The following is a 15504-nucleotide window of genomic DNA, read 5'->3' as shown; positions in this document are numbered from 1 at the left end:
TTTGTATCATTATATAAAAAAACAAGCTCCAAGTTAACTTAAGTTAATGGATAATTTCATTCGCTCTTAGTAAACTTGCCGCGAGTTTTTGTGCCGGATGGAGGCATCGAGACTCGACAAGCTATAGTGAAGGGAGAGCAAACTATTGTGCAGGCGAAGCCGGGCGGGGAATATAACGGAGGACAGCCCTCCTCCTTTTCTAACGCTGTATGGGATGTTCATGTGAACCTGCCGCAGCAAGTGGAAAACGCATCCGTGAGCATAGCCGGGGATATGATCGGGCTGCTCCGATTATGGGAAGCATTCATCGAACTGGATACTGGGGCCGGAAGTTTCCGCATTCCCGCCGGTCAAATCGGTATTGGTGCGGCCGCGGGACAGTTTGTTCCGGGAGTCCGGCTGTCGGAGATGACTGTTTCGTTCGAGATTAGCATGGGCCGAAAAGAACGGGATGCCTTATTGACCGGGGAGGCGGGTGCAGGACGATACCTGCTTCTTTCGGAGCCTGTCGGGTTTGCCGTCACCGTTTCCTGTGGGGATCAGAAAATGAAGTCGGAGGACCTGCAGGCTATAGAGCTGGCTCTGCCGCTGCCGGAAGGTCTGGAACCGGACAGGGCTATAAACGTGCTTATGCTGGACAGAAAAGGTTCCGTCCGGCTGCTTCCCGCACGCCGGATAAGCCGGAAGGGCCGGATGATGGCCGCTGCAAACGGAGCGGGCGAGGGCATTTTCGTTCTGGCGTGCACGCGCGGGGAACGTTAGCGTTACGGCAAGCACGGGGTGTGAAAAGCAAGTCGCACGGAAGCGCAAGCAATATAAGCTACGCAAGTAATGCAAGTAATGCAAGTAATGCATACAGAGTAAACGTTACAAACAGTAGTACAAACAGCAGTACAAACAGCAGTTCAAACCGTGCGGGCGGTGTGATCAAAACCGGTGTTCGCGAGAAACCTTTTGCGAACGGAGAGTTTTGTACAAGAAGCATATGTTTGTACGCTTGCGGTGAACATCATAGTTGAATTGGAACGAAAAAAAGCGCCGGCCCGTTAAGGGTTGGCGCTTTTATTGGCTGCACACTGCCGTGTACCCCGCCGGTTAGGCTGAAAGCCGGTATCGACGGGAAAACGGTACGCGCGCGTCAGATATAATTGAGGCCCGAGGTCGACGGAAACGGGACAGGGAACAGATCTGTCAGCGCCTCACGCCATTGTGCCGGTGTACCTTCGGGAAGGACCGGCGCCGCATTTGCGTCCGCCCCCGCTTCCTCTCCCGGCAATAAGAACGGACCGTCGAACAGAAGCGCGATCCAAGCGTCCGCATCCAGCTCCAAGTCGTCCAGACCCGGATAGGACAGCCGGATGCCGCGTTCGGCTGCGCCGGTGCCGGCTTCCAGCAGGGCGGCTTTTTCAGGCTGAAGAGCGGCCAAGTACGGCTTCAGCCGGTGGAAAAGGCTGGCCGCATCGGGTACATAGACGGTGCCCAGGATCCGCTCGTCCGCATGCGGAGCGTGCTTCTGCAGCAAAGCGGCCAGTCCGGCATCGTGCCGGGAAGCGAGCACGTCCAGCTTCTCCGGTGCCGCTGTCTCCAGCGCATGCGCGAGCAGAGCGGCTACGGCCGAAGGCTCGCCCGCCCACTCGATGGCGAACGGCGTCATCTTCGGACGGAGGCCACCCGGCAGCGCGGCGACCAGGAACGCGGCGGGGACGCCTCCGCGTTCCGCAACGTAGACGCGGTGCCCCAGCTTCACGCATCTCGCGTAAGCCTGCGCGTCAATGAGCATGGCCAGGTCCCACTGGCTCTGCTCGAAGGCGACTTCGCGGGAAGAGGCCAGCTTGGCCAGAGCGGGCAGGTCGCTGCGCGTCCATTCCCGGCAGCGGAGCGGTCCGGCCGCATCCGTGCCACGGGAAGCGCCTGCGGCGGCCTGCGAGGCCGCACAGGCAGAGGCATCCGCACCCGTCTGCGAGGACGTGCCGCCATCGCTTACGCCGGCTTGCGCAGCCTCATTGGCTGCTTCCCGAAGCGCCGGAGCCATTTCCGGCGTAAGCGTGTAACGCCGGATCGTCCCGAACTCGCGGCAGCCTGCGCGCGTGTATAGGCTTCTCGTGCCGGACACGAGGATCAGGTCGCCGTCCGATTCGGCGACTTGATCCTTCACGGCATCGAGCAGCTGGCCGGCAACCCCGTGGCCCCGTGCTTCCGGGGCCGTGCAGACCGCGCCGACGGAGAATACGTTCAGCTCCGAGGCGCCGATCCGGACGGCGGACGGGAGCAATCCCATAAAAGCCGTCATGCGGCCGTCTTCTCCATAAGCTCCGAACGAGGAGGAAGTGACGGCGGAGAACAAATAAGGGAAGCCGGCGGCCATCGATACCTGCTCGCCGTCCCGGAAAATCGAGTCGGCAAGCGTCGCGGCTTCGGTCATTTCATCAGGTTTCACTAAGCGGACATTCATGTGCATGCAACCTTTCGCTGAGAAATAAACGCTTATGAGGCACTTTCGGACGATTCAACCGCCATGCGGACTTTACCGCCGGTTTCCTGTAATCGGCGGGAAGCTTCTTCATAGGACATTTTAGCGAGAATCATGACGATGGCGGTTTTGACGTGGCCTTGCGATTCGGCATAAGCCCGGGAAATTTCTTCGCTGTCCGAGCCCGTTGCCATCGCAATGAGGCGTTTGGCGCGTTCGACCAGTTTGTAGTTGGAGGGCTGAACGTCCACCATCAGATTATCATAAACTTTGCCGAGCCGTACCATCGAGGCCGTCGTGAGCATGTTCAGCACCATTTTCTGAGCGGTGCCCGCTTTCATGCGGGTCGACCCGAGGACAACCTCGGGACCGACAACTGGCTCAATGGCCAGATCGGCGATGGCCGCCATCGGGGTGCCGTGGTTGTTGCACAAGGCGATAACTTTAGCCCCTTGTTCGCGGGCGCGCTTCATGGCGCCGATCACGTAGGGCGTTCTGCCGCTTGCCGCGATGCCGACAACGACATCCTTGGAACTGACGCCGCAGGCATCCGCATCGTCGCGTCCGAGCTGTTCGCTGTCTTCCGCTCCCTCGACCGCTTTCAAAATCGCATCGGGTCCCCCCGCAATGATTCCCTGAATCAGCTTGGGATCGGTCCCGTAAGTAGGCGGGCATTCGGATGCGTCAAGAATTCCGAGCCTGCCGCTTGTTCCCGCCCCGAAGTAGAAGAGCCTGCCGCCCGCGGAAAGCCGCTGCGTGATCCAATCAACTGCTTCGGCCACGGCCGGAAGCACCTGCCGGACCGTTTCCGCGACGGTTAAATCCTCCTGGTTGATCAGCGTGACGATATCCAAAGCAGATCTCTGGTCCAGTTGGCGGGTCCGGGGATTTTGCTGCTCGGTCGTGAGACTGTGTATATTTTCTTTCATAAGGTACCTCCGATAGTTAAAAAGGGATATAAAGACGGTCGCAACGCGGCATACGTGGCGGCCGCTTATTTCGCCCCTTGGGAGGCCGCAAGCTCCCTGGCGTAATCGGCGGCGCCTGCAGATGAGCGGCGGCCGGACAAGACGACGTCCGATAAATCGTCTTCCTGCGATACGCTCACCCGGAAAGTATCGTAGAAGAGCGGACAGTACGCGAAAATCGACCCGGCCGCGCCGATTTTCAGACGGTCAAGCTCAGGGTGGCGGTTTCGGAGCGCAACGACGAGGTCGGCGAGATCTTCGGCTGAACGCACGATGATTTGACGAGCGAGCTTATCCCCCGCCGCCGCCGCACGGACTGCGAACTCCGCATGCTCGGCAATCTGGGCCTTCTGCACGCCTGGCTGATAAACGATTCCGCGCAGCTCCGATGCGTCCCGGATGCCGTGTTTTTGAAGAACGGCTTCCGTAAGGATGGTTGCGGGAAGTACGCCGTCGTAGCTTTTCATGACGGTTTGGAGAACGGAGAGCCCGATGTCGTAGCCGCTGCCTTGATCGCCGAGCAGATGCCCCCAGCCTCCGGCACGGTACTTATTCCCTTCGGAATCGAAGGCGTAAATGATGGAACCGGTGCCTGCAATGGCGATGATGCCTTGGCTGGAGCCGAGGGCGGCTTTCAGCGCAATTTCGGCGTCGTTTTTAATCAGTAGAGATACACCCTCGTAAGCACTTCCCGTAAGCGTTTGGGTCAGATACCGCTCCATTGTGCTCCGTTCCTCGGCGGTGTCTACTCCGGCCAGGCCGGCGCAAACGGCCAGGCATCTGCGTCCCGGCAGAGCATCTTTGACCGTGGTGAGGAGCCGACCGAGCTCCGCCGAAGCGGTTGCGAAAGTAACGGCGTGAGGATTTCCCGGGCCGCCCGTCCAGGTGCCGAGCTCTGCGCCGCTCAAGTCGATTGCGAGGGCTTCGGTTTTGGTGCCGCCGCCGTCAAGGCCGATGACATAATCCATGGGAGTCACCTTTTCTTCCGTTAGTTTTGTGGAAAAATGAAGGAATGCCAGCATGATGTATAAAACTAGGCCGATTGCCTGCCGCAGTCAGAGCCGGGCGGGTTCGGGATATTCGCTGTCGAGAACGACTGTAAGGCAAACATAAAAAGAAGTTCCAGGCCGTCAAGGAAAAGTGTGGCGTGGAAACCGGAGGAAAAAAAGGGGAATGCAGTTGAAGTCCCTGACAATAGTATAGCGGAAGCACAGGAAGATTGTAAAATAAAAGTTTATATATTTTTAAAATTTCTGAAATAAAATTTTGATTGAAAAGAGACCGGCGGGTCATTTATCCGAAGGGCCTAAATTACCTGTTTATAAAGGGAAGTTTCTTTAAAATGCACGGGAAACAAAATTTTATATAGTAAAAAATAATTGAAATAAAATTTCGTAAACGGTATAATGGCACATAGAAAGCGGTTACAGATAATTGGAAAAGAAAATCCCATTTTATTATCCAACAGGGGAGGGAACCTCATGCAAGGGAAGGTGAAAACGGGAGCCGACCGGTTTCCGGAAATGGCGCCGGCGTTGCTCAAGGGCCGTAAATTCGGACTGCTGACGAATCCGACGGGAATCAACCGCGACTTTCAGTCCACTATTCAGGTTTGCGCTGCATTGGATGAAGCGGAGCTCGGCGCTTTATTCGCTTGCGAGCACGGTATCCGGGGGGAACGTCAGGCAGGCGTCCGATTCGAGGATGAAATCGATCCGGAGCTCGGGATTCCGGTTTACAGCCTGTATGGCAAGCATAAAAAACCGACGGCTGACATGCTTTCGGGGCTTCAGGCGATGGTTTTCGACATCCAGGATCTCGGCGTCCGGTTTTACACGTATCTCAGCACGCTGATCTATACACTCGAAGCCTGCGCCGAAGCCGGTGTCCGCGTGGTTGTGCTGGACCGTCCCAATCCGCTGGGCGGACTTGAGTGGGAAGGCGGCCTGCTGGACGAAAGCCTGCTGTCGATGGTAGGCGCGTGGATAATGCCCGCCCGCACCGGCATGACCATCGGCGAATTCGCTCTGCTGGCGGCCGATCAAATGAAGACGCCTTGCGAGCTGTATGTCGTCAAGATGGAAGGCTGGGAGCGGGAGATGGAATATCCCGATACCGGGCTGCCGTGGCTTCCGCCGTCCCCGAACATGCCGACCATGGATACGGTCCGGATTTACGCGGGGCACTGTCTGTTCGAAGGAACGAACCTGTCGGAAGGACGGGGAACGACCAAGCCTTTCGAGCAGGTGGGAGCGCCTTGGTTGAAGGCGGAGGAAACCTGCCGCGAGCTGAATGCCTTGAATCTTCCCGGCGTCCGGTTCCACCCGGTCACGTTTACGCCGACCTTCTCGAAGCATGCCGGTCAGTTGTGCAACGGCGTGATGACGTTCGTTACCGACCCGAGCGTGTACAAATCGGCCGTCACCGGCCTTCACTTGCTGAGCTGCATCCAAAGGCTACATCCGGGTGAATTCGAATGGCTGGCGCCTTTCAAGGAAGGCCAGTCCACCTTCATCGACTTGCTGAGCGGGAGCGACCGGATTCGCCTGACCCTGCACGAGCCCGGCGCTCTGGAAGCGATTATCGCTTCCTGGGAACGCGACGGGAAGGAATGGGCCGGCATTCGCAGCAAGTATCTGCTCTATGGACCGGAAGCGGCAGCAGCGGCTTCCGCCGCGGAGGCTCGCGGCAATGGGGTATGAGGCGGCCGCTTCCGGGGCTTCGGCGCTGGGCCTTTCGCCGGAAGGGGTAATCGCCGCATGCCGGGCTGTTGACCGCGAGATCGCGGCAGGCGTTACTCCCGGGGCGGTGCTGGCCGTCGTCCGCGGAGACGAGGAGCTCGTCTACGCGGCGGGTCACGCCGATCCGGACGGCCCCGATCCGGCGCCGGTACATGCGGGCACCCTGTACGACTGCGCCTCGCTCACCAAGGTGACCGTAACGCTGCCGCTGGTGCTCGGGCTCATTGACGAGGGCAGGCTGACCCTGAATACACCGGCGGCTTCCTTGCTGCCGGAGTTTGCCAGCGGCGGCAAAGAAGAAGTCACGGTAGGCCAGCTTCTGACGCATACGTCGGGACTTCCGCCGCTTGTCAATCTGCACGCGTCGCATCTGACGCGGGAAGAGATGTGGCAGACGGTGTACCGCACCCCGCTGCAGGCCAAACCCGGCGCGCGGATGGCATACAGCGACGTCGGCTACATGACCCTCGGCCGCATAGCCGAGGAGATGCTGGGCGTGCCGCTGAACGAGGCGGCACGCGTCAAAATCTTCGGGCCGCTGGGCATGGACAGCGCCGGGTTCTGCCCGCCTGCCGGGCGGGCGGCGGACATAGCGCCGACGGAGTACGACGCCTCCACAGGAGTCCGCCTGCACGGCGTCGTCCACGACGAGAACGCCCGCGCCCTCGGCGGCGTAAGCGGCCACGCCGGGCTGTTCGCAGCGGCCGGCGACCTGGTCCGCTATGCCCGCATGTGGCTGGGCTGCGGGCTTGTGCCCGCTCCGGCAGCCGGAGCGCGTCATGACGCGGCGGGAGCGCCCGGGCCGCGTCTCCTCTCGCGGGCGGCGGCTCTTGCCTCCGTGCGCAGCTTCACGGAGAGCATCCCCGGCGCGAGCCGCGGCCTCGGCTGGGCGCTCAAGGGCGACCCGCTGGATGCCTCGGGAGACTGGATGGGGCCGCGCAGCTTCGGCCATACGGGCTTCACGGGCACCAGCCTGTGGCTGGACCCCGAGCGGGATTTGGCCGTCGTGCTGCTGACCAACCGGGTCTATTACGGACGCGGCCGAACGGTAGCGGCGCTTCGCGCTTGCGTGCATAACGCGATTGCGGGAGCAGTCGTGACGAATGATAAATTTTGACTGGACGGTAAACCGAGCAATCCAACCCAAAGGAGCGATTTGACATGACAGAGCAAAAGCATCATATTTTGGCCATCGGCGGTCATGCCGGTGACTTGGATTTGACGGCGGGCGCCGTGATCGCGAAATATACGCAGGCCGGTCATAAGGCCACCTTCCTGCATCTGACGCCGGGAGAGAAAGGGCATCCCCGCCTGACTCCGGAAGAATATGCGAAGCAGAAAATCGAAGAAGCCCATAAATTCGCCGATATCGTCGGAGCCGACGTCAAGTTTCTGGCTTACAAAGACGCCGAGCTTCCCGTCGACGAAGAAGTGAAATACCAGGTGGCGGATGTGATCCGCGAAGTGAAACCGGATATCATTCTTACCCACTGGAAGGGCAGCATTCATAAAGACCACGCGAATACGCATTATATTGTCAATGACGCGCGTTTTTATGCCGGATTGAAGACGATCGAGCGCGAGCTTCCGTCCCACTATGCGAACCATCTGTACTACGCGGATAACTGGGAAGATCCGTACGATTTCAACCCGGAAATTTTTATTGACATTCCCGATGAAGCATACGAGACTTGGGTTAAAGCGATGAATGTGTATGCCTACGCACGCGGTGAAACTTACGGATTTCCGTTCATCGAATACTATAAAGCGTTGACGATCGTGCGCGGCGCACCGGCTAACTTCAAGCGGGCTCAAGCGTTCGCGGTACCGACGGGCGCGCTTTCGAAACGCGTACAATTTTTCTGAAGCGCGGCACGCAGGCAAAGGAGAGGAATTATGAACGGAGGATTAGTCAGGCTGCGCGAAATTCTGGACGATATCACGCCATCGGAACGTAAGGTAGCGGAATTTGTGCTCAGTCATCCGCATCGAATGCTGGAAATGTCCGTAGCGCAATTAGCGGCCGAAAGCGGCGGCAGCCAGGCGGCGATTATCCGTTTGTGCAAGTCGATGGGCGTGAAAGGCTACCCGGAGCTGAAGCTCAAAGTAGCCGGTGACTTGAACCAGACCGAGGAAAGATACGAGTACCGGGAAATTCGTCCGAACGATTCTATCGACCGGATTATCCACACGGTATCGGCCAACAACATCCAGTCCATTCGCGATACGGTGACCATTCTGGATGCGGATACGGTGAGAAAAGCGGTCGAGGCCCTGAGCCGGGCGAACCGGACGTACTTTTACGGCCTTGGCGCTTCGAATCTGATCGCTCAGGATGCCCAGCACAAGTTTTTGCGGATCAACAAGACCAGCTATTCGTTTACCGATCCGCATCTTGAGCTGACATCCGCCGTGATGCTGAACGAGGACGATGTGGCGGTCGGCATTTCTTATTCCGGCGAAACGGATCATGTCATCGAATGTTTGAAAGAAGCGCGTCTATGCGGGGCAAAAACGATTTCCATCACGAAATACGGCAACAATTCGGTCAGCTCGCATGCGGATTATCCGCTTTACACCTCTTCGACGGAGAACGAAATCCGCAGCGGAGCCATGTCATCACGGATGACGCAGCTGAATGTCATTGATATTTTGTATCTGGGCGTAGCCAGCCGGGAGTACGACAAGTCCGTGGGCTATCTGGAAAAAAGCCGCGATATCATCCGGCGCATGACCGGCCGCTGAATGTCGGCACCTTGCGCGGTGCGCACAGCTCGGAAAAATAGCGGCGGCCGCCGCAAAAATCCCCTTGAGAGCCGATGAAAGCTTCATGCTTCATCGGTCCCTAAGGGGATTTTATTTTTGCTTTCTATTCACTTAGAGCGGCAGGCGCTTGACGCTCTCGCGTTTTACCAGCTCCGTATTGAGGACGATATGGTGGCTCACATTCCGGCCTTCCAGCAAATCTGCGAGGAGCTGCGCGGTCTGATAGCCGGACTCGTATTTGTGCTAGTTGACGGTCGTAAGGGATGGCGAGGTGTACGCTTTTAGAATTTCAAATTGATTCACCAGTAGTAATCTTTCCGTTTTGGTTAACACTTTTCACCGCCTCCTGAGGTCACATTTCGACGCCCGGAATTATTTCCCTATTTTGACGCAAGGCATCCGGTTTTTGTCTCCGTTGTTTATCGCACTTGGATCATTCCCTCTTTAAAAGGGGAGCGGCTTACGCCGCCCCGTTCCCTTTCTGGATGTCTTCCTTCAAGAAATTTTCCGAATCCTGTAACGAACGGACGCTTTCTGGTACAAATAAGAAGAACGGCAAAAGCATGCCCAACGGATGAGGCTTCGAATGAGGAGGGCGCATGGGGCTTGAAGAGCTTTACAAAGAGATTCAACCGAAAATGTATGCATTTTTCTATGTGAAAACGCAAAGCAGAGAGGCTGCAGAAGACCTGACCCAGGAAGTTTTCTACGAGGCGGTCAAAGGGCACGGCTCCTTCCGGGGAGATTCGACCGTCCGGACCTGGCTCTTCGGAATCGCGAAGCATAAGCTGAGCAAATACTACCGGTCCAAAAAATACGGGCAGGAGCTGGCGGCGAAGCTTGCGGCGGAAAGCCGCGAATCCGTCACGCCGGAGAAGCAGGTGCTGGACCGCGAGGACCGCGATATTTTGCTGGAACGGATTTTCCGGCTGGATGAGGGTTCCCAGGAAATCGTCACGCTGCGCATGTATGCCGAGTTGTCTTTCCGGGAGATCGGACACATTATCGGGGCTACGGAAAACAGCGTCCGGGTCAGATTCCACCGGATTAAGCTCCAACTGCACAAAGAGCTGGAGGGATACTATGAACGATAAAAATACGGTGCGGCACATTATCGAGGACCTGTTGCCGTTATATGAAGAAGGCCTGCTCAGCGAAGAGACGGCCAGGTGGCTGGAAGCGCAGACCGCGGACGACGCCGATTACGAGAAGCTCGTCCGCTTGTCGGGACAGAGCTTGCCCAAACCGGAACTGCCGGAGCCGGCCGAGGACTATGCGAAGATGATGGCGAAGATCAACCGGAAGCTGTCTCTTTATCAGCTGCTGTTTATGGCGATTTCGTTTGTGCTGGCCATCCGCACGTCGCTGCTTAACGAAAGCTTCGGCTTTGTTTTGTGGTACGCCGTGCTCGGCTTCGTCACGTATCTGTTTTATAAACAGATGAAGATCGTGTTTTTCCTCTCGTTTGCGCCTGTTTTTCTATGGTCTATAGGAGACAGCATTTATGAGATCGTAAACGGTTCGGGGGACGGGGGAATGGGCGTGTTTGTCTTTTCACCTTTATTGGTAGCTGTTGTGACAGCCTCCATTCACTGCCTGTTTGCCTTTGTAGGGAGCTTGATGGGGCTGTTGGCATTAAAGATCAGAAAGATGGGGGAAGAGTCCGAATGAAGACACGTAAGAAGAAAAAGGGCATGTATATCGCCCTGCTGGTGCTGCTTGGTCTGCTTGGTCTGCTTGTCGGTTCGCTGTATAACTCGCTGAACGGGAATCCACTCAGCAAATGGCTGGCTCAGCGCGAGCTGCAGCAGTTTATGGTGGAGCATTATCCGGAGAAGCGGCTAAGGATTGAGAAAGGGTTTTACGACTTCAAATTTAAGCGTTACGAATTCCGGGTGAAGGAAATCGGGGTAGATGCGGATAAAGGAGAGCCAGCGGAATATGAATTCTCCGTAGGCGGCTGGATTCCCAAGGTGAAAGTGGACGGCATCCGGTCCGCCAACCTCGATATGCCTTTGATGGAACGGTTGAGAGGAGAAGCGGAGGCGGAGCTTCAGGCTGCTTTTGCCCGGCGGGTTCCTGCGGTCCGGGAGGTCAGCGTCCAACTGGAGGTCGTCAAAGGACAACTGGCGGAGAATGCCGCCTGGACTCCGTCCCTGAAGCTGGATGAACCGCTGTACATTCACGTGGTGACGGATGCGGCGGGCGCCTCCAAGCAGCAAGTCGCCGAGGCGGCGGCAGAGATTGCGGCCGTTTTGGATGCCGGAGGGTACGATTACGGGCACGTGACGATTAACTCGAACGTGATGGACGACGAGGCGGGCAAAGACCCGTACGGCTATGTAAAATACGTCGCGCGCTTCGATAAAGGCGGCAAGGTGAGCGCGGGAGACGTGGAGGAAGTGACGAAATAGGGAAAGCCAAAAATGGCCAGAACCACGGGCATAAGCTCTCCAGGTTCTGGCCTTTTTGTCGGTTAAGATTTGAAGTTAGAGCAGTCCGTAACGATTCACCAGCCTCTGCGGTAAATGACTTTACCATCAGCGTCTATACCTTGAACCTCTTTGATCCCGACTGTGCTGTTCATGTTGACCTGTAAAAAAGTTCTTCTGTCCTTATCTAGATGTAATGTTAAAAAACATGTGTCTAACTATCTTAACAAAGTCTCAACTTTGCAATGAGCCTTGGAGAAGCACTTAGAAATGAAAAATCTAGACTAGGATATTAGCCGGAAATAAAATAAGCAGAGGAATTCTCCCCTGCTTATTAAGGCTTATTATTCAATTGTTAATTAGTTACATGAATATAAAATGTCCAATAATGATTTCCATTTGCATCGTAAGCGTCAACCCTTGCGTCTCCAGCTGCCAGACCTGTAGTCCAGCCAGTTGGAGATACTGAAACATAATTTGAGCCATAAACAATTGAAAATGAAGAACCGCCAAGAAGTATTGAATGTCCCTTTTTCAAGTTTGAATAGTCCACTCCGACGAAGGGATTAACCTCATCTTGGGAGGTGATACTGGTGAGTTTTTGATTCTCAGAAGCTAATGCGCCTGTAGTAAACATGGTTAGAGATAATCCTATCGCTAACAAAGACGTTGAAACCTTTTTAATGATTTTTTTCAAACTGTCCATCTCCTTTTTTCTTTAAGTATGGTTCTGGAATTTAATGTATGCTGTTATAGGCAGTAACATAACTGTTTCTCTACCGTTGAACAAGAAACGGCCAATAAAAAGAGGGATAAGATACCCCATTTAATTAATTTCATTTCGGTTCTCGCTTTCCCATAAACGGTCATACCTAATTTTACAACATTAACCAATAAAGTGGTAAAAGAAAAACCGATACTGCAAGCAGTATCGGTAATATCCTCGAACGTATGTGTTTACAATTTCAATCGCTCCGCTTACTTCATCCCCGAAATCGAATAATTGTCGATGATGTACTTCTGGAAGATCGCGAAGATGATCAGAATCGGCACGACCATGAAAGCCGAACCGGCCATCTGCAAGGCGAAGTTGCTGTCATACTGGCCTTTCAGCAGCGACAAGCCGACGGACAGCGTGTACAGCTTCTCGTCGTTGGCGATGATGAGCGGCCAGAGGAAGCTGTTCCAGCCCGCTATGAAGGTCAGGATCGCCTGTACCGACAGGATCGGCTTGGAGATCGGCAGCACGATCTGGGCGAAGGTGCGCAGCTCGCTGGCGCCGTCAAGCCGGGTCGCTTCCAGCAGTTCGTCCGGAATCGTGGACATGAACTGGCGGAACAGGAAGACGCCGAACGCTCCGACGAGGCCGGGCAGCACGACGCCGACCAGAGTGTTCGTCAGCTCGATGGAGTTCAGGATCAGATACACGGGGATCATCGTGACCTGTCCGGGAATCATCATCGTGGCGAGCACGAGGTAGAAAAGGCCCTCGCGTCCCTTGAAGCGGTATTTGGCGAAGCCGAAGCCCGCCATCGCATTCAGGAACAGCCCGACGAAGGAGAACAGCACGACGATCAGGGTGTTTTTCAGGTAGACGCCGAAGTTCATCCGTTCGAACAGGTTTTTGAAATTTTCCATTGTAAACGTCTCGGGAAACAGGGTGGGCGGGATACGCAGCACTTCACTTTCCGGTTTGAACGCCGACAGAATCATCCAAACGAACGGTATGAGGAAGACGATGCCGCCCAAGGCAAGCAGGACAAACACGAGTCCTTGGAAAAAGGGGCTTGATCCCGATGTCCCTGCGCCAGCCGGACGTAATTTTGCAGCTTTTGCAGCCATAAGCTTTTCCTCCGTTCTTTTTACATGTCCGTATCTTTATTCTGAAACCGGAATTGAATGAGCGTAATAATGATGATGGCGACGAACAGGATAAACGAACCCGCCGCGGCGTAGCCGAAGTTGCTCAGTTTGAAGCCGTTGTTATAAATGAATAGGGCCACGGACGTAGTGCCGTCCAGCGGTCCGCCTTGCGTCATGACGAACGGCTCTTCGAAAAATTGCAGCCAGCCGATCATGGTCGTGATGGACACGAAGAAAATGGCGAAACGCAGCATAGGAACCGTAATATGGATCATTTGCTTCCAGGTGCTGGCCCCGTCGAGCTGGGCCGCTTCGTAATACGTTTTCGGAATGCCCTGTAGAGCGGCGACGAAAATAATCATATTCAGACCCACGGCCCGCCACAAGGCGAGGAGGATCAGGGAGATTTTCGCGATCAGGGGATCGGTCAGCCACGGAACCTTATCGAAGCCGGCCGTTTCTAGCACGTAGTTGAACAGACCGAACGCCGGGTTGTACAAATAACTCCAGACGACAGCTACCGCGACTACGTTGGTAACGGAAGGGAGGTAGTAAATGACCCGGAATACTTTGAAAACGCGGGAGGCTCCGTAATTAATCAGCAGCGCGATCCCGAGCGAAAGAATAACGACGCACGGAACCCCGATGATCACGTAAAACAGCGTGTTGGTAATGGATTTAATAAAAATCGGGTCCTGCAGGACACTGATATAGTTTTTGAAGCCGATGAAATTAATGTTGGAGTAATCGGCAAGACCTGCGAGATCCATATCGGTGAAACTGATAATGAGCGCAATAAAGATCGGCAGCAGCGAGAAAACCGTAAGCAGGATCAGAGTCGGCGCAATAAAAAAGTACGGTGCTTTGCTGTTGCTGAAGCCCTTCATCTCATGTCCCTTCTTTCACTGTCGTCCAGCCCGGTAAAGGATGGACCGTTAATAGCCGGACCGGCCCCTGCGGGGCCGGTCAGCTTCGGGTTATTCCCTGTCCGTGCGTTTACTTGTTCAAAATTTGCTGAGCCTGCTTGTTGAAGGCGTCCAGCTCCGGTTTGACTTCCGCTTGACCGCGGTAGATGCGTTCGAAGCTTTTCAGGTAAGCCTGGGCGATTTCTTCCCAAGGTTTGATCATCGGCATCGGCTCGGAAGCTTTCATCTGCTCGCCGATCACTTTATAGTTCGGGTCTTCCTTCAGAACAGGGTCTTCCCAGGCTTTCTTGGCTGCAGGCATCGACTGTGTCATTTCGAGCCATTTCAGCTGGGTTTCCGGCTTGCTCATATAGGCCAGGAATTTCATTGCTTCTTCTTTATGCTCCGTATGCTGGAATACCGACAGGTTGGAGCCGCCCAGCGCGGAAATGTTGTTTTCTTTCTTCGGAAGGACGGCCGTGGCCCACTTGCCTTTCAGATCGGGAGCCTTGTCGTTGATGAGCTTAACCATCCACGGGCCGCTGATGAACATCGGCACGATGCCGTCTCCGCTCAAGCCCTGCACAGCGTCGATACCGAGATCCTTCGGCGCCGAGCCGTTCTTGAAGAAGCTGTTGAGATAATCCACGGCTTCAACGAACTGCGGCTGATCGAACAAAGGCTGTTTGCCGTCCAGCAGCTTGGAGCCGTTTTGACGGGCAAACATGAAGGTCAGGGACTGCTCCTTCGGATCGAGCGAGATGCCGTATTTGCCGCTGCCGCGTTTGGTCAGCTTTTGGGCGGCGTCCTGAAGCTCTTCCCACGTTTTCGGCGCCTCATTATAGCCCGCCTCTTTAAGAAGGTCCGTGCGGTAGTAGAGAACGCGGGTGTCGATGTACCACGGTACGCCTACCGTTTTATCTTCATATTTGGTCGTTTGGATCGAACCCGGATAGAAGTTGTCTTCTTTGATTTCGGGATATTTGTCCGCCATCGGTTTAAGGTCCATCAAAGCGCCCGCCGCCGCGAATTCCGGAATCCAGGTCGTTCCCATCTGCAAAACGTCCGGACCTTTCTTGGAAGCGACCGCCGTCAGCAGCTTGTCGTGAGCCGAGGCCCAAGGCAGCGCCTGCACGTTGATTTTGATATTGGGATTATCTTTCTCGAACTGCTCCGCGATTTTCGGAAGGGATTTCGCTTCTTCACCCATTCCCCATACGTTCAGAGTCACTTTTCCTCCGGACTCTCCGCTGCCTTTATCGCTGCCGCCCGCGTTACTTCCTCCGCAACCCGATAGAACGCTTGTCAAAAGAACCGTAGTCGCAATGCCTGCCGCCCAATTTTTCCGTTTCATACTGT

At 55.5% G+C, this 15504-nt stretch carries 16 protein-coding genes; 9 read left to right on the top strand and 7 right to left on the bottom strand.

Features of this window, described 5'->3' with window-relative positions; translation table 11 throughout:
• The first annotated feature begins 147 nt into the window (after nucleotides 1-147).
• Entirely contained in the window at nucleotides 148-762 is a 615-nt protein-coding gene (locus PCH01S_RS19685) for a hypothetical protein (RefSeq protein ID WP_042232208.1), read from the top strand.
• A 376-nt stretch (nucleotides 763-1138) separates the two neighbouring features.
• Here the strand turns inward: PCH01S_RS19685 and PCH01S_RS19680 are convergent, their stop codons facing one another.
• From PCH01S_RS19680 to PCH01S_RS19670, 3 genes are all read right to left on the bottom strand, one after another.
• Nucleotides 1139-2452 carry a GNAT family N-acetyltransferase gene (locus PCH01S_RS19680; RefSeq protein ID WP_042232205.1) on the bottom strand — a complete coding sequence of 438 codons (1314 nt, stop codon included), beginning with the start codon at nucleotides 2450-2452 and terminating at the stop codon, nucleotides 1139-1141.
• A gap of 32 nt (nucleotides 2453-2484) precedes the next feature.
• Nucleotides 2485-3399 carry an N-acetylmuramic acid 6-phosphate etherase gene (murQ, locus tag PCH01S_RS19675; RefSeq protein WP_009675332.1) on the bottom strand — a complete coding sequence of 305 codons (915 nt, stop codon included), beginning with the start codon at nucleotides 3397-3399 and terminating at the stop codon, nucleotides 2485-2487.
• A gap of 65 nt (nucleotides 3400-3464) precedes the next feature.
• On the bottom strand, nucleotides 3465-4406 hold the full coding sequence (locus tag PCH01S_RS19670) for an N-acetylglucosamine kinase (protein WP_042232201.1): 942 nt from the start codon (nucleotides 4404-4406) through the stop codon (nucleotides 3465-3467).
• A 513-nt stretch (nucleotides 4407-4919) separates the two neighbouring features.
• On the opposite strand from PCH01S_RS19670, the gene PCH01S_RS19665 reads away from it, so the two are divergent.
• The 8 genes from PCH01S_RS19665 (at nucleotide 4920) to PCH01S_RS19630 (ending at nucleotide 11359) form a co-directional block, all read left to right on the top strand.
• A complete protein-coding gene (locus tag PCH01S_RS19665) occupies nucleotides 4920-6140 on the top strand; it encodes an exo-beta-N-acetylmuramidase NamZ family protein (protein WP_042232199.1) in 1221 nt (406 codons plus the stop codon).
• Nucleotides 6130-7296 (top strand): serine hydrolase domain-containing protein, encoded by a 1167-nt coding sequence (locus tag PCH01S_RS19660; RefSeq protein WP_042232197.1) that lies wholly within the window; start codon nucleotides 6130-6132, stop codon nucleotides 7294-7296. The genes PCH01S_RS19665 and PCH01S_RS19660 overlap by 11 nt, the downstream gene beginning before the upstream one ends.
• Before the next feature lie 44 nt (nucleotides 7297-7340).
• Nucleotides 7341-8045 carry a PIG-L deacetylase family protein gene (locus PCH01S_RS19655; protein ID WP_009675323.1) on the top strand — a complete coding sequence of 235 codons (705 nt, stop codon included), beginning with the start codon at nucleotides 7341-7343 and terminating at the stop codon, nucleotides 8043-8045.
• A gap of 30 nt (nucleotides 8046-8075) precedes the next feature.
• Nucleotides 8076-8924, top strand: coding sequence for a MurR/RpiR family transcriptional regulator (locus PCH01S_RS19650; RefSeq protein ID WP_042232194.1), 849 nt, complete (start codon nucleotides 8076-8078; stop codon nucleotides 8922-8924).
• 117 nt (nucleotides 8925-9041) lie between these two features.
• Nucleotides 9042-9230: a hypothetical protein gene (locus PCH01S_RS31045; RefSeq protein ID WP_042232191.1), complete on the top strand. Its 189-nt coding sequence runs from the start codon at nucleotides 9042-9044 to the stop codon at nucleotides 9228-9230.
• Between the two features lie 314 nt (nucleotides 9231-9544).
• A complete protein-coding gene (locus tag PCH01S_RS19640) occupies nucleotides 9545-10039 on the top strand; it encodes an RNA polymerase sigma factor (RefSeq protein WP_042232189.1) in 495 nt (164 codons plus the stop codon).
• A complete protein-coding gene (locus tag PCH01S_RS19635) occupies nucleotides 10029-10616 on the top strand; it encodes an anti-sigma factor (RefSeq protein WP_042232187.1) in 588 nt (195 codons plus the stop codon). Before PCH01S_RS19640 ends, PCH01S_RS19635 begins: the two co-directional genes overlap by 11 nt.
• Nucleotides 10613-11359 (top strand): YfjL-like protein, encoded by a 747-nt coding sequence (locus tag PCH01S_RS19630; RefSeq protein WP_042232185.1) that lies wholly within the window; start codon nucleotides 10613-10615, stop codon nucleotides 11357-11359. Before PCH01S_RS19635 ends, PCH01S_RS19630 begins: the two co-directional genes overlap by 4 nt.
• A gap of 373 nt (nucleotides 11360-11732) precedes the next feature.
• Here the strand turns inward: PCH01S_RS19630 and PCH01S_RS30590 are convergent, their stop codons facing one another.
• From PCH01S_RS30590 to PCH01S_RS19615, 4 genes are all read right to left on the bottom strand, one after another.
• Nucleotides 11733-12074 carry a hypothetical protein gene (locus PCH01S_RS30590; RefSeq protein ID WP_129112450.1) on the bottom strand — a complete coding sequence of 114 codons (342 nt, stop codon included), beginning with the start codon at nucleotides 12072-12074 and terminating at the stop codon, nucleotides 11733-11735.
• Between the two features lie 281 nt (nucleotides 12075-12355).
• Nucleotides 12356-13219, bottom strand: a complete 864-nt coding sequence (locus PCH01S_RS19625) for a carbohydrate ABC transporter permease (RefSeq protein ID WP_009675348.1) — start codon at nucleotides 13217-13219, stop codon at nucleotides 12356-12358.
• A gap of 20 nt (nucleotides 13220-13239) precedes the next feature.
• Nucleotides 13240-14127: a carbohydrate ABC transporter permease gene (locus PCH01S_RS19620; protein ID WP_042232183.1), complete on the bottom strand. Its 888-nt coding sequence runs from the start codon at nucleotides 14125-14127 to the stop codon at nucleotides 13240-13242.
• Between the two features lie 109 nt (nucleotides 14128-14236).
• Complete coding sequence (locus tag PCH01S_RS19615) at nucleotides 14237-15499, bottom strand: sugar ABC transporter substrate-binding protein (RefSeq protein ID WP_042232181.1); 1263 nt, start codon at nucleotides 15497-15499, stop codon at nucleotides 14237-14239.
• Between the last annotated feature and the right edge of the window lie 5 nt (nucleotides 15500-15504).

Origin of the sequence: Paenibacillus chitinolyticus NBRC 15660, assembly GCF_000739915.1 — a bacterium.
Lineage (GTDB): Bacteria > Bacillota > Bacilli > Paenibacillales > NBRC-103111 > Paenibacillus_F > Paenibacillus_F chitinolyticus.
This window is presented reverse-complemented; position numbering and strand designations above follow the sequence as displayed.

Coding starts and splice junctions, on each gene's coding strand:
- murQ (WP_009675332.1), bottom strand. CDS start 3,399: ATGAAAGAAAATATACACAGTCTCACGACCGAGCAGCAAAATCCCCGG.
- PCH01S_RS19630 (WP_042232185.1), top strand. CDS start 10,613: ATGAAGACACGTAAGAAGAAAAAGGGCATGTATATCGCCCTGCTGGTG.
- PCH01S_RS19670 (WP_042232201.1), bottom strand. CDS start 4,406: ATGGATTATGTCATCGGCCTTGACGGCGGCGGCACCAAAACCGAAGCC.
- PCH01S_RS19650 (WP_042232194.1), top strand. CDS start 8,076: ATGAACGGAGGATTAGTCAGGCTGCGCGAAATTCTGGACGATATCACG.
- PCH01S_RS19640 (WP_042232189.1), top strand. CDS start 9,545: ATGGGGCTTGAAGAGCTTTACAAAGAGATTCAACCGAAAATGTATGCA.
- PCH01S_RS19665 (WP_042232199.1), top strand. CDS start 4,920: ATGCAAGGGAAGGTGAAAACGGGAGCCGACCGGTTTCCGGAAATGGCG.
- PCH01S_RS19680 (WP_042232205.1), bottom strand. CDS start 2,452: ATGAATGTCCGCTTAGTGAAACCTGATGAAATGACCGAAGCCGCGACG.
- PCH01S_RS19625 (WP_009675348.1), bottom strand. CDS start 13,219: ATGGCTGCAAAAGCTGCAAAATTACGTCCGGCTGGCGCAGGGACATCG.
- PCH01S_RS19655 (WP_009675323.1), top strand. CDS start 7,341: ATGACAGAGCAAAAGCATCATATTTTGGCCATCGGCGGTCATGCCGGT.
- PCH01S_RS19635 (WP_042232187.1), top strand. CDS start 10,029: ATGAACGATAAAAATACGGTGCGGCACATTATCGAGGACCTGTTGCCG.
- PCH01S_RS19660 (WP_042232197.1), top strand. CDS start 6,130: ATGGGGTATGAGGCGGCCGCTTCCGGGGCTTCGGCGCTGGGCCTTTCG.
- PCH01S_RS19615 (WP_042232181.1), bottom strand. CDS start 15,499: ATGAAACGGAAAAATTGGGCGGCAGGCATTGCGACTACGGTTCTTTTG.
- PCH01S_RS19620 (WP_042232183.1), bottom strand. CDS start 14,127: ATGAAGGGCTTCAGCAACAGCAAAGCACCGTACTTTTTTATTGCGCCG.